This is a genomic window from Corynebacterium sp. HMSC072G08, from assembly GCF_001809185.1.
GTDB classification, from domain to species: domain Bacteria; phylum Actinomycetota; class Actinomycetes; order Mycobacteriales; family Mycobacteriaceae; genus Corynebacterium; species Corynebacterium phoceense.
Genome location: NZ_KV796397.1, coordinates 41,197 through 53,046, shown reverse-complemented (window position 1 = coordinate 53,046; position 11,850 = coordinate 41,197). Strand labels below are relative to the sequence as shown.

The window sequence follows — 11,850 nt, the reverse complement described above, 5'->3', positions numbered from 1 at the left end:
TCGCACCGGCGGGCCACTATTGTGGCGCACCCTGATCGTGGCGGGGGAATTCGACGGGATCGCCGTGGACATGGCGCCGTGAGATATGCGGTTATTGTGGCGGCTGCGCGCGATGCTGGTAGGGTAGTGAGGTCATAAGTTTCAACCGTCCCTAAGGATTCGCTGAATCGTCGCGCGGTGCGCGGCGTGGGCAGGGTCCGCTGGGGTAGATGAGTTCCCCCTCTCAGGTCTCCGCGCCGTCCATGAGCGTGCGGCGCGACTGCCGAGAGGGCAGGAGGATAAAAGTAGTGTCCGCCATATTCCAGGCCTTCAAGGACGCCGACCTGCGTAAGAAGATCATCTTCACTCTCGTGATGATCATCCTCTACCGTGTCGGCGCGCAGATTCCGTCCCCGGGCGTCGACTACGCGTCGATCGCCGGTCGACTGCGTACCTTAACTGAGGAGCAGGGCAACCTGTACTCGGTCATCAACCTCTTCTCGGGCGGTGCGCTATTGCAGCTGTCCATCTTCGCCATCGGCATCATGCCGTACATTACGGCGTCGATTATTGTGCAGCTGCTTACCGTGGTTATTCCGCGCTTCGAGCAGCTCAAGAAGGAAGGCCAGTCCGGACAAGCGAAGATGACGCAGTACACGCGTTACCTCACGGTCGCTCTGGCGCTGCTGCAGTCCTCCGGCATCGTGGCGCTCGCTGACCGTCAGCAGCTGCTGGGCCAGGGCGTTGAGGTCCTTACCGCGGACCGCAACATCTTTACGCTCATCATGCTCGTTATCACCATGACCTCGGGCGCCGTGCTCGTCATGTGGATGGGCGAGCTCATCACGGAGAAGGGCATTGGCAACGGTATGTCGCTGCTCATCTTCGCGGGTATCGCGACCCGCCTGCCTACCGATGGCATTAACATCCTCCAGAACAATGGTGGCCTCGTCTTCGCGATGATTGCCGTCGGCCTCATCGTTCTCGTTGTGGGCATCACCTTCATCGAGCAGGGCCAGCGCCGCATTCCCGTGCAGTACGCCAAGCGTATGGTCGGCCGTCGCCAGTACGGTGGTTCCTCCACTTACTTGCCGCTCAAGGTCAACCAGGCCGGCGTTATCCCGGTCATCTTCGCGTCCTCGCTCATTTACATGCCGGTGCTCATCACGCAGATCGTCAACTCGGGTTCCGCAACGGTGCCGGATAACTGGTGGCAGCGCAATGTCATCGCGCACCTGCAGGCGCCGAGCTCCTGGCAGTACATCGTGGCGTACTTCGTGCTTACCATCTTCTTTTCGTACTTCTACGTTTCTGTGCAGTACGACCCGAACGAGCAAGCAGACAACATGAAGCGCTACGGTGGCTTCATTCCGGGCATCCGCCCGGGCCGCCCCACCGCGGAATACCTTGGCTTTGTCATGAACCGCCTGCTGTTCGTCGGCTCGCTGTACCTGGCCATCATCGCCATCCTGCCGAACATCCTGCTCGACCTTGGTGTTGGCCACAATTCCGCAAACGGCATGTCCGCGTTCGGTGGTACGGCTATCCTGATTATGGTCTCGGTTGCTCTGACCACCGTCAAGCAGATCGAGTCCCAGCTTCTGCAATCTAACTACGAAGGACTTCTCAAGTAATGCGTTACGTACTCCTCGGCCCTCCCGGTGCTGGCAAGGGCACCCAGGCAGCTATCCTCAGCGAGAAGCTGAATATCCCGCACATCTCGACCGGCGACCTGTTCCGCGCCAACATTGGCGAGGGCACCCCGCTGGGCGTCGAGGCGAAGTCCTACATTGATGCCGGCAAGCTGGTCCCCACGGACGTCACCGCCCGCATGGTCGAGGATCGCCTTAACCAGGACGACGCCGCGGGCGGCTTCCTCCTCGATGGCTTCCCGCGCACCGTGGAGCAGGCCGAGATCCTCACCAAGCTGCTCGCCGACAAGGGCCTCGAGCTCGACGGCGTTATCAACTACGAGGTGTCTGAGGACGTCGTCGTCGAGCGCATGCTCGCCCGCGGCCGCGCCGATGACAACGAGGAGACCATCCGCACCCGTCTCGGCGTCTACCGCGACCAGACCTTCCCGCTCATCGAGCACTACGGTGATCAGATCATCACCGTCAAGGCAGAGGGCACCGTTGAGGACATCAACGCTCGCACCCTCGCTGCCATCGGCAAGTAAGCCGTCCAAGCAGCAGTCAAGCGCCAGGGAGATATACCCTGGCGCTTGCGCAGTTTTCACCCCTCCCAGAAAGGACCCCACATCATGGCACGTCGCCACAAAAAGATGGTCGCCCGCACCCCGGGCGAGCTGGATGCCATGCAGGCAGCCGGAGAGATCGTCGGCCGCACTCTCCAAGCGGTCAGGGCCGCCGCGAAGGCTGGTATGTCGACGCTGGAGCTCGATGAGCTTGCCGAAGCCACCATTCGCGACGCCGGCGCTATCCCGACGTTCAAGGGCTACGGCGGATTCCCCGGGTCCATCTGTGCCTCCGTCAACGATGTTGTCGTCCACGGCATCCCCTCGGCCGACGTGGTGCTCGAAGACGGCGATCTCATCTCGATTGATTGCGGGGCCACGTTGGACGGGTGGGTAGGAGACAGCGCCTGGACATTCGGCATCGGAAAGCTTGGCCCCCGCGCCGACGCCCTGAATAGGGCGACGGAATGGGTGCTCATGGAAGGACTCAAGGCCATGGTGCCGGGCAACCGGCTCACGGACGTCTCGCACGCGCTGGAGCAGGCAACGTATGCTGCTGAGCTGAAGTTCGAGACCGAGCTGTTTATCGTGGATGGCTACGGCGGACACGGCATTGGCCGTGAAATGCACGAGGACCCGTATCTCGCGAACGAGGGGCGTGGCGGTCGCGGCCCGTTCATTATGGAGGGCTCCGTCCTAGCCATTGAGCCCATGCTCACGCTGGGCACGGAGGACAACGAAGTGCTGGACGACGACTGGACCGTGGTCACCCTCGACGGCTCATGGGCGTCGCACTGGGAGCACACCGTTGCAGCGACGGCGGAGGGCCCCCGTATCCTTACCCCGCGCTATTGAGGTCAGTCGCGCCGACTTCAGCTATGAACTGGGCTTCAAGCAGCCGGTCTTAAAAAGTCCGAGCGAAAACTAAGTCCTCGGCTATGTCACGGCTAGGTTTCGGTCTATACTGCCAGCATGTCGAAAAACAACCTGACGAAGGTCGCCGCGCCGCTCGCGGCCGTGGCCGTCTCCCTATCCCTCCTGGCGACCCCCGTCGCCGGCGCTCAGACTCTTCCTTCCGCTCCGTCCGTGGAGCAGATGTCCTCGCAGATTCAGATTGGCAAGTTCCTGGGCCTGAGCGAAGAACAGGCATGGGCGCAGCGCAACGATCTCATCAAGCAGATCAAGACCATCAACAATCCGCAGGTTATTCCGGTCCTCGAGCAGGCCGTCGATAACACGGTCAACGCCGTCTTCCCGGGTCTTGTCGCCCGCAAGAACGCGGAGATTCGCGCAGAGCAGGAGCGCCTCGAGCGCGAGCACGCCGCACAGGTTGCGCGCGAGCAGGCCGCCGCTCAGGAAGCCGCCCGCATTGCCGAGGAGCAGCGCAAACGCAACGAGTTCGACCGCGGCCCCTGCCCGCGTGACGCTGACGCATGCGTCGATATCGATCGCAACCGTTCCTGGCTGCAGGACGACAACGGCAACGTCACCCATGTTGCCGAGTGGATTTCCTCCGGCGCCCGCACCCCGGGGCTCGCCACGCCGCGCGGCGCCTTCAATGTCCAGTACAAGGTCAAGGACGAAGTCTCCCGCGAGTTCGGCAACGCGCCGATGCCGTACGCGATCTACTTCACCAACACTGGCCACGCCTTCCACGAAGGCTCCCCGGCGTATGATTCCCACGGCTGCATCCACCTGCAGCACCAGGACGCCGTGGCGTACTGGAACGACCTGCAGGTTGGCGACAAGGTCTTCATCTTCTAGTCTTTGTCACTCCGCGGCGTGAGCTGCGAACGCCTAGCGCCTCGTGCGCTGGGCGTTTATTTGGTTTTCGTGTCGTTCATGCGTATTATTGAACGTTGGTGTATGCGCGCGTGCTTGCACGCGGGTTGATGCACCACCGCAGTAGATACAAACATGCAGGCCACGGCGTACTTGTCCGGGCCTAGAAAAGTAGAGGTTATGGCTAAGGAAGGCGCAATCGAGGTCGAGGGTCGAATCATCGAACCCCTGCCGAATGCAATGTTCCGTGTCGAGCTCGACAACGGACACAAGGTTCTTGCTCACATCTCGGGCAAGATGCGTCAGCACTACATCCGCATCCTTCCTGAGGATCGCGTGGTCGTGGAGCTGTCCCCTTATGACCTGACCCGCGGACGCATTGTCTACCGCTACAAGTAAACACAGAAATTAAGCCTCCTTACCCAAGGCGACCATCACTGCGCGCGAGCGTGAGCTCGCGCGTTGGTCGTCCGTGCACCTCAGGCCGCGGTGGCCAGAGCCCGCACAGTAGCGTTTACCCACAGTTTCCGGCACGGTCCGGGCGAAGCGTGAACGGTGTGTGGGACGGATAGGGAGAAAACCACCGTAACAACCCGAAAGGACACGCCACATGGCACGTCTCGCTGGTGTTGACCTCCCGCGTAACAAGCGTATGGAGATCGCACTGACCTACATTTACGGCATCGGTCCGGCTCGCGCCGCCGAGCTGCTGGAGAAGACTGGTATCTCTCCGGACCTGCGTACCGACAACCTGACCGATGATCAGGTTGCCGCTCTGCGTGACGTCATCGAAGCTACCTGGAAGGTCGAGGGTGACCTCCGCCGCCAGGTTCAGGCTGACATCCGTCGCAAGATTGAAATTGGTTGCTACCAGGGCATTCGCCACCGTCGTGGCCTCCCGGTCCGCGGTCAGCGCACCAAGACCAACGCTCGTACCCGCAAGGGCCCGAAGAAGACGATCGCAGGAAAGAAGAAGTAATACATGCCTCCGAAGACTCGTTCCGGCGCGCGTCGTACTGGCCGTCGCGTCGTAAAGAAGAATGTGGCCCAGGGCCACGCATACATCAAGTCCACCTTCAACAACACCATCGTGTCCATCACGGACCCGTCCGGTGCTGTCATCTCCTGGGCGTCCTCCGGCCACGTCGGCTTCAAGGGCTCCCGTAAGTCCACGCCGTTCGCAGCTCAGATGGCTGCTGAGTCCGCTGCCCGCAAGGCCATGGACCACGGCATGAAGAAGGTTGACGTTTTCGTCAAGGGTCCGGGCTCCGGCCGCGAGACCGCCATCCGTTCCCTGCAGGCTGCAGGCCTCGAGGTTTCCTCGATCACGGATGCCACCCCCCAGCCGCACAACGGCTGCCGTCCGACCAAGCGCCGCAAGGTCTAAGCAGACAGAAAGGATAGAGGTAAAAACTCATGGCTCGTTATACCGGCCCAGCAACTCGTAAGTCCCGCCGTCTGCGCGTCGACCTCGTCGGCGGAGATATGGCGTTTGAGCGCCGCCCGTACCCCCCGGGACAGGCAGGCCGCAACCGCATCAAGGAATCTGAGTACCTGCTGCAGCTCCAGGAGAAGCAGAAGGCAAAGTACACCTACGGTGTGCTGGAGCGTCAGTTCCGTCGCTACTACGCAGAGGCCAACCGTCGTCCGGGCAAGACCGGTGACAACCTGGTCATCCTGCTCGAGTCTCGTCTCGACAACGTGGTCTACCGTGCAGGTCTGGCCAACACCCGTCGCCAGGCTCGCCAGCTTGTCTCCCACGGTCACTTCACCGTGAACGGCAAGAAGATCAACGTTCCGTCCTTCCAGGTCACCCAGTACGACATCATCGATGTCCGTGATCGCTCCAAGAAGATGGAATGGTTCGAAGACGCTCAGGATCGCCTTGTTGATGCCGTCGTTCCGGCATGGCTGCAGGTCGTTCCCGACACCCTGCGCATCCTCGTGCACCAGCTGCCCGAGCGCGCTCAGATCGACATCCCGCTGCAGGAGCAGCTCATCGTCGAGCTTTACTCGAAGTAACCCTTCGTCTAACCCACATATTCACCCTCTACCGACGTCAAATAGCGGGCGTCGACAAGGAGAAGTTCCATGCTCATTTCCCAGCGTCCTCAGCTCACCGAGGAAGTTATCGACTCGGCTCGTTCCAAGTTCACCATCGAACCGCTCGAGCCGGGTTTCGGTTACACCCTCGGCAACTCGCTGCGTCGTACGCTGCTGTCGTCCATCCCGGGCGCGGCAGTGACCTCGATCAAGATTGACGGTGTGCTCCACGAGTTCACCACGATCTCCGGTGTCAAGGAAGACGTTGCCGAGATCATCCTCAACATCAAGGGCCTCGTGCTCTCCTCCGACTCTGATGAGCCGGTCGTGATGTACTTGAGCAAGGAAGGTGCCGGCGAGGTCACTGCAGGCGACATTCAGCCGCCGGCAGGCGTGGAGATCCACAACCCGGATCTGCACATCGCCACCCTCAACGACACCGCTCGACTGGAGATGGAGCTCGTTGTCGAGCGCGGTCGCGGCTACGTCCCGGCTGCCCCGACGTCCGGTGAGATCGGCCGCATTCCGGTCGACCAGATTTACTCGCCGGTCCTCAAGGTCTCGTACAAGGTCGAAGCTACTCGTGTCGAGCAGCGCACCGACTTTGACAAGCTCATCATCGACGTCGAGACCAAGAACTCGATCACCGCACGTGACGCTCTGGCTTCGGCCGGCGGCACCCTGGTCGAGCTCTTCGGTCTGGCGCGCGAGCTCAACACGGCTGCCGAGGGCATCGAGATCGGCCCCTCCCCGCAGGAGACCGAGTACATCGCTGCTTACTCCATGCCGATTGAGGACCTGAACTTCTCTGTTCGCTCCTACAACTGCCTGAAGCGCCAGGAAATCCACACCGTCGGTGAGCTCGCTGAGTGCACCGAGTCGGACCTGCTGGATATCCGCAACTTCGGTCAGAAGTCGATCAACGAGGTGAAGATCAAGCTGAACAGCTTGGGCCTTGCCCTCAAGGACACCCCTGAGGACTTTGACCCGACCCAGCTTGAGGGTTATGACGCAGAAACCGGTGACTTCAAGGATCCGTCCGCGGGCGAATCCGAGTAAATAATCACTAAACGCGCTTAACACTTAAAAAGCACACGAGGAGTACACAATGCCTACCCCGAAGAAGGGCGCCCGTCTCGGCGGCTCCGCTGCGCAGCAGGCTCACCTGTTGAGCAACCTGGCAGCCAGCCTCATCGAGCACGGCGCGATCAAGACCACCGATGCCAAGGCGAAGATGCTTCGCCCGTACGTCGAGAAGATCATCACCAAGGCGAAGGGCGGCTCCATTGCCGACCGTCGCGAGGTTCTCAAGCTCATCCCGCACAAGGATGTTGTTGCTCACCTCTTCGATGATCTCGCACCGCAGTTCGCAAACCGCGAGGGCGGCTACACCCGCACCATCAAGCTGGACAACCGTCGTGGCGACAACGCCCCGATGTCCCAGATTGCCCTGGTGCTGGAGGAGACCGTTTCCTCCGAGGCCACCCGCGCAACCCGCGCTGCTGCTTCCAAGGCCGCTGAGGCTGAGGAGGCCACCGAGGCCGAGGCTACCGAGGAGAACTAATCTCCCCGGGGCCTAAAGCCCGCATACGCAAAGACCGCAACCCTGCATAAGGGTTACGGTCTTTGTCGTCTGCGGAGATGTCGTCGCGCGCAGCTGGAACCTCCGGTGAAGAATTACATCTTCGGCAGGAACTGCTGGATCTGCGGCCAAAGAGCGGCGCCCAGAGCCAGGATGCCGGCGGTGATGCCCACACCGAGCAGTGCCTGCTCTTCAGTGGAGGAGGAATCCGGCTTCTGACCATCCTTGGAGCTCAGGGTCGGGAACTTCTTGGCCAGCTCTTCGTCGCTGGAGCCGTTGCCTTCCTTGCCGTCTGCGTTCGAAGAACCGTCCTGCTTACCGGACGCGGAGGAGCCGGTCTGGTCGCCGTTGTCTGCGGCCACAGCGTTCGGTGCGGCAACGGTGAGTGCGCCGGCAAGCGCGATGGCGGACACAGAGGCACCAAACTTCTTGAACTTCGTCATCGTGTTTCCTTTCGATTGGGAAATATTGTCGGTCGTACGCCCCGTGAGCGTGCTCACGTGAGGCATGGCACATAGTATGACATACTTTTGCTGGCAATAGTATTGGAATCTGCCCGCAATTGTCAGCCGCAACACAGAATGCCTATTCAGCCGCGGTACAGCCACACCGAATTGGTAGTATCCCGGAGTATGACTGCCCCCTCGCCTGATACCGTCCGCCTGCGTTTCGACCTCGCCTATGACGGCACGGACTTCCACGGTTGGGCCAAGCAGAAAGGCGGGCTGCGCACCGTCGAAGGCGTCCTCGCTGAGAAACTCTCGCTCATCGCGCAGACCGAGATCGAGCTCACCGTCGCTGGCCGCACCGACGCCGGCGTGCATTCCGCGCATCAGGTCGCCCACGCGGACGTGCCCCGCGCGCTGCTCGAGTCGCGCAGCATCCACGGCGATCCGTCCACCCTCGTGCGGCGCCTGGCCAAACTCCTGCCCGACGATATCCGCGTCCACGACGTGACGTTCGCGCCTGAGGGTTTCGACGCGCGCTTTTCCGCCCTCACCCGTCACTACGTCTACCGCGTCACCACGTTCCCCGCGGGCCCGCTGCCCACCCGCGCGCGCGACACGGCCACGTGGCCCCACCCCGTGGACATCGACGCCATGCAAGAAGCCGCCACTGTGCTCGTCGGCCTCCACGACTTCGCGGCCTTCTGCCGGCCCAAGCCGCACGCGACGACGATCCGCGATCTGCAGTCCTTCACCTGGCACGATGTCTCAACGCCGCACGAGCCGGAGCTCTATGAGGCCCACCTCACCGCAGACGCTTTCTGCTGGAATATGGTCCGTTCCCTCGTCGGCTGTTGCCTGGCGGTGGGGGAGGGCCGCCGCGACGTCGATTTCGCTGCGGCGCTCCTCGGCGAGACGCAACGCTCGGACACATGCCCGGTCGCGCCTGCCAAAGGCCTGTCACTCACCGGCGTCGATTACCCGGCGTCGGAGGATCTCGCCGCCCGCGCCGAGACGGCCCGCAATCGCCGCTCGCTCGAGTAGCGGGCCAGCGCGCTCCGGGTTAGGATGAGCGCACATCGCATTGCTACTCGGGGGAGTTCACCATGGCGCGTCTGCGACCGACCACCAAAGCCCAAATTTCTGGTCACCGTTTCCTGCAACGACGGCTTGAGCACGGCCTCGTCCTCGGCGATATTCGCATGATTCACGATCCCCTCGCGCGCCGCAGCCGCGCCGCCTGGATCTCCGTGGGCCTGTCAGTCCTCATCGCCGCGGGTGCTGGCCTCATCGCCTGGCTCCAGCCCAACCCGGATCCGGGTGCGCAACCCATCGTCCGCACCGCGCAGGGCCAGGTCCTCGCTAATATCGACGGCACCTTCCACCCCGTCCCCAACCTCGCCTCGGCCCGTCTGCTCACCGGTGCGCCTGCCGATGCCGCCCCCATCGGCCCCGATATCCTCGCCGCAGCATCGCTCGGTGTGCCCGCCGGGCTTGCCGATGCCCCCGGCTTCCTCAATTCTTCACCCTCCAGCACCCCCTGGGCGCTGTGCCAGGAGCCTACTCCCGAGGACACCGTCGCCTTCGTGACCTCCATTGATGCCGCCGGCGAGCCGACCGGCCGCACCATCGTTCACGCCCAGCGCCCCGTGCGTCTCCTCGGCCCCGAGGACGCTGCCCTCGTCGTGGCGGAACGACGCACGTGGCTCATCACCGAGGACGGCCGGCGCCCGCTAGATGAAGACGAGCTTGCGACAACCATCGCCCGCGTCGTCGGCATCGAGCCGGACGCCCCGCGCCGCGCGGTGCCGCCGGAGTTCCTCAATGCCGTTTCGGAGCTGCCAGCCTTCGCGCTGCCCGCTGACCTCCCGGAGGTCTGGGATTCCGGCCACGGTTTGTGGGCGCACACGGACGACGGCGTCGCACCGCTCACCGCCGCGCAAGCCGAAGTCCTCGTCGCGTCCGGCGCGCGCCTGCGCGACGTCCCCGCGGATGACGTCGCCGCGCAGCCCGATGCGGAGCTTTCACTTAACCTGCCCACGCGTCCGCTGCGCATCGCGCCCGCCGACGACCGCTGGCTGTGCGCGACGGGCAATGGCGTCGGCTTCGCGTGGCCGACCGGCGGCCTCGTGCCGCTAGCCGGTGAGGCCGTCGCCACGCACTTCGGTGGTCTCGACGCGGGCGGCGTCGCCGTGGACACGGGCCACGGCCGTCTCGTTGTTTCCGCGACCGGCACCCGCCACACCGTCCCCTCGCAGGCCGAATGGGAGGCACTCGGCTTGAATGCCGCGGCCAGCGCGCCGTGGGACATTGTGCGCCTGTTGCCGGAAGGCTCGGAGCTATCCCGCGTCGCTGCCCTCGCGGGTGATACAGGTGCCGTTTCTCAAGGAGAATCGAGCAAGTAGCGACTCTGTAAAAGGTAGACCCACCCTTGCTACAGCGTATTAGTGGGGTTGTATTGCCACCGTTCATAATTCTTACCGCTCACGGTGACCTGCGCCAGGTGTCCTCGTAGCGGATAGTTACAGTCTGTACGCCGAGCTGATTGCGTTGCGCTGAGTGGCACAAGGTCTCTCCAACCCTTTTCTACTCTGGATGTGAGAAACCGGAGATAGTACTCATGTTACGTGGCGGGCGTTGAAGCAATCCTCCTCACGAATTCGTCGCGGGCGTAACGCCGCTGCACACGCGATGGCGAGAGCAAGGAAGGCGAGCGACCCTGCTAGCCACGCCAAACGCCGCGCGGGCTCCGCGTCTCGCTGTGCGGGGTGCGCCACGAATGCAGGACGCACGACGCGGCTCTGGGAGAAAGTTGTAGCGCTCACGGCAGCGAGCGGATCGACGAACCCAGAGCCCGGATGTGCCGTTGCGTGCAGGCGTTCGCGCAGCTGCGCCGGGGTGGCGTCGGGGAAGCGCTCGCGTAGAAGGGCCGCGGTGCCTGCGATGACGGGCGCGGCGAAGGACGTGCCGGTGAGCGGTTGCACTTCGTCGGCCGCAAGCGCCAGGGGAGAGGCTGCGTCGCCGCGCGCCCATCCGCCGGTGGGCGACAGCCCCAACGGCACGGTCCCTGGCGCCGCGAGGCGCCCGGGCAGGGAGTAGTCCGCGTGGTCACGGGGTTCCTCCACGGCCGCGACGGAGAGCACCGTGGGGCCGTGGGCGGGGTAGACGACGTCGCCGGGCGAGCAGCCAGAGCCGCTGCCGCCGGTGTTGCCCGCGGCGGCAACGATGAGGGCACCGGAGTCCTCGGCGAGGCGCAGGGCGTCATCGAGCGGGCGCGTGTTGAGCTTGGCGGCGATGGCTGGAGCGACGCAGGAGACGACGGAGACGTTAATGACGTCGGCGTCTGCGTCGACGGCGGCGGTGATGGCGCGCGCCAGTGATTCGAGGTCGCCGGCGCCGCGGGCCTCGGCGTCGCGCGCGTCCGAACGATAATGGGCGCTCGACTGGCGAATGGAGAGGATAGTAGCCGACGGTGCGATTCCAGTGTCACGGGCGGCGATGACCCCGGCAACGACGGTGCCGTGCATGTCGCAGTCGAGATGCGGGTCCGGGGAATCCGGCGCGACGAGGTCCGGCCCGGACTCCAGGCGGGCGAGCTGATCATGGCGTGCGACGCCGGTGTCGATGACGGCGACGCGCACGCCGCGACCTGTCGCCAAGGCGTGGAGCCGGGCACGGTAGTCGGCTTGTTGCGCGGTGGGCGCGGGCGAGCCCTCCCCGGGCACCGGGACCATGCAGGCAGTCGCGGGTTCTTGGGCCAAGGCAGGAGGGACAAGTGCACACGCTGCGGCAATGCCCGCGACGAGAACAAGGCGGCGCAT

Annotated in this window: 14 protein-coding genes; 12 read left to right on the top strand and 2 right to left on the bottom strand. The window is 63.6% G+C overall.

Going from position 1 to position 11,850, the window contains the following annotated elements; translation table 11 throughout:
- The first annotated feature begins 287 nt into the window (after nucleotides 1–287).
- The 10 genes from secY to rplQ all read left to right on the top strand — a co-directional run bounded on the left by secY (nucleotide 288) and on the right by rplQ (nucleotide 7,565).
- Nucleotides 288–1,613 carry a preprotein translocase subunit SecY gene (gene secY, locus HMPREF2559_RS02125; protein WP_066486322.1) on the top strand — a complete coding sequence of 442 codons (1,326 nt, stop codon included), beginning with the start codon at nucleotides 288–290 and terminating at the stop codon, nucleotides 1,611–1,613.
- Complete coding sequence (locus tag HMPREF2559_RS02120; RefSeq protein WP_066486318.1) at nucleotides 1,613–2,158, top strand: adenylate kinase; 546 nt, start codon at nucleotides 1,613–1,615, stop codon at nucleotides 2,156–2,158. Before secY ends, HMPREF2559_RS02120 begins: the two co-directional genes overlap by 1 nt.
- A gap of 84 nt (nucleotides 2,159–2,242) precedes the next feature.
- Entirely contained in the window at nucleotides 2,243–3,031 is a 789-nt protein-coding gene (map, locus tag HMPREF2559_RS02115; protein WP_066486315.1) for a type I methionyl aminopeptidase, read from the top strand.
- A 117-nt stretch (nucleotides 3,032–3,148) separates the two neighbouring features.
- Nucleotides 3,149–3,940, top strand: a complete 792-nt coding sequence (locus HMPREF2559_RS02110) for a L,D-transpeptidase (protein ID WP_066486305.1) — start codon at nucleotides 3,149–3,151, stop codon at nucleotides 3,938–3,940.
- A gap of 198 nt (nucleotides 3,941–4,138) precedes the next feature.
- Nucleotides 4,139–4,357, top strand: a complete 219-nt coding sequence (gene infA / locus HMPREF2559_RS02105) for a translation initiation factor IF-1 (protein ID WP_004566852.1) — start codon at nucleotides 4,139–4,141, stop codon at nucleotides 4,355–4,357.
- A gap of 211 nt (nucleotides 4,358–4,568) precedes the next feature.
- Nucleotides 4,569–4,937, top strand: a complete 369-nt coding sequence (rpsM, locus tag HMPREF2559_RS02100) for a 30S ribosomal protein S13 (RefSeq protein WP_066486295.1) — start codon at nucleotides 4,569–4,571, stop codon at nucleotides 4,935–4,937.
- A gap of 3 nt (nucleotides 4,938–4,940) precedes the next feature.
- A complete protein-coding gene (gene rpsK / locus HMPREF2559_RS02095; protein WP_066486287.1) occupies nucleotides 4,941–5,345 on the top strand; it encodes a 30S ribosomal protein S11 in 405 nt (134 codons plus the stop codon).
- 29 nt (nucleotides 5,346–5,374) lie between these two features.
- Entirely contained in the window at nucleotides 5,375–5,980 is a 606-nt protein-coding gene (gene rpsD / locus HMPREF2559_RS02090) for a 30S ribosomal protein S4 (RefSeq protein ID WP_066486284.1), read from the top strand.
- A 69-nt stretch (nucleotides 5,981–6,049) separates the two neighbouring features.
- Nucleotides 6,050–7,060: a DNA-directed RNA polymerase subunit alpha gene (locus HMPREF2559_RS02085; RefSeq protein ID WP_066486281.1), complete on the top strand. Its 1,011-nt coding sequence runs from the start codon at nucleotides 6,050–6,052 to the stop codon at nucleotides 7,058–7,060.
- A gap of 49 nt (nucleotides 7,061–7,109) precedes the next feature.
- Nucleotides 7,110–7,565 carry a 50S ribosomal protein L17 gene (gene rplQ / locus HMPREF2559_RS02080; RefSeq protein ID WP_066486273.1) on the top strand — a complete coding sequence of 152 codons (456 nt, stop codon included), beginning with the start codon at nucleotides 7,110–7,112 and terminating at the stop codon, nucleotides 7,563–7,565.
- Between the two features lie 113 nt (nucleotides 7,566–7,678).
- Here rplQ and HMPREF2559_RS02075 read toward each other — a convergent pair whose 3' ends face one another.
- Entirely contained in the window at nucleotides 7,679–8,026 is a 348-nt protein-coding gene (locus HMPREF2559_RS02075; RefSeq protein ID WP_068801227.1) for a hypothetical protein, read from the bottom strand.
- Nucleotides 8,027–8,215: 189 nt separating this feature from the next.
- Here HMPREF2559_RS02075 and truA point away from each other — a divergent pair, with 189 nt between their 5' ends.
- Complete coding sequence (gene truA / locus HMPREF2559_RS02070; RefSeq protein WP_070539401.1) at nucleotides 8,216–9,073, top strand: tRNA pseudouridine(38-40) synthase TruA; 858 nt, start codon at nucleotides 8,216–8,218, stop codon at nucleotides 9,071–9,073.
- A gap of 62 nt (nucleotides 9,074–9,135) precedes the next feature.
- The gene (gene eccB, locus HMPREF2559_RS02065; RefSeq protein ID WP_070539399.1) at nucleotides 9,136–10,434 is read left to right on the top strand and encodes a type VII secretion protein EccB; all 1,299 of its coding nucleotides are present in this window, start codon (nucleotides 9,136–9,138) and stop codon (nucleotides 10,432–10,434) included.
- Nucleotides 10,435–10,647: 213 nt separating this feature from the next.
- Here the strand turns inward: eccB and HMPREF2559_RS02060 are convergent, their stop codons facing one another.
- The gene (locus tag HMPREF2559_RS02060) at nucleotides 10,648–11,850 is read right to left on the bottom strand and encodes a S8 family serine peptidase (RefSeq protein ID WP_082723183.1); all 1,203 of its coding nucleotides are present in this window, start codon (nucleotides 11,848–11,850) and stop codon (nucleotides 10,648–10,650) included.

Excerpts from the sequence above, each read along its gene's own strand:
- rpsM (WP_066486295.1), top strand. The coding sequence starts at position 4,569 with ATGGCACGTCTCGCTGGTGTTGACCTCCCGCGTAACAAGCGTATGGAG.
- HMPREF2559_RS02110 (WP_066486305.1), top strand. The coding sequence starts at position 3,149 with ATGTCGAAAAACAACCTGACGAAGGTCGCCGCGCCGCTCGCGGCCGTG.
- rplQ (WP_066486273.1), top strand. The coding sequence starts at position 7,110 with ATGCCTACCCCGAAGAAGGGCGCCCGTCTCGGCGGCTCCGCTGCGCAG.
- infA (WP_004566852.1), top strand. The coding sequence starts at position 4,139 with ATGGCTAAGGAAGGCGCAATCGAGGTCGAGGGTCGAATCATCGAACCC.
- HMPREF2559_RS02085 (WP_066486281.1), top strand. The coding sequence starts at position 6,050 with ATGCTCATTTCCCAGCGTCCTCAGCTCACCGAGGAAGTTATCGACTCG.
- HMPREF2559_RS02060 (WP_082723183.1), bottom strand. The coding sequence starts at position 11,850 with ATGCGCCGCCTTGTTCTCGTCGCGGGCATTGCCGCAGCGTGTGCACTT.
- rpsD (WP_066486284.1), top strand. The coding sequence starts at position 5,375 with ATGGCTCGTTATACCGGCCCAGCAACTCGTAAGTCCCGCCGTCTGCGC.
- eccB (WP_070539399.1), top strand. The coding sequence starts at position 9,136 with ATGGCGCGTCTGCGACCGACCACCAAAGCCCAAATTTCTGGTCACCGT.
- map (WP_066486315.1), top strand. The coding sequence starts at position 2,243 with ATGGCACGTCGCCACAAAAAGATGGTCGCCCGCACCCCGGGCGAGCTG.
- HMPREF2559_RS02075 (WP_068801227.1), bottom strand. The coding sequence starts at position 8,026 with ATGACGAAGTTCAAGAAGTTTGGTGCCTCTGTGTCCGCCATCGCGCTT.
- rpsK (WP_066486287.1), top strand. The coding sequence starts at position 4,941 with ATGCCTCCGAAGACTCGTTCCGGCGCGCGTCGTACTGGCCGTCGCGTC.
- truA (WP_070539401.1), top strand. The coding sequence starts at position 8,216 with ATGACTGCCCCCTCGCCTGATACCGTCCGCCTGCGTTTCGACCTCGCC.
- HMPREF2559_RS02120 (WP_066486318.1), top strand. The coding sequence starts at position 1,613 with ATGCGTTACGTACTCCTCGGCCCTCCCGGTGCTGGCAAGGGCACCCAG.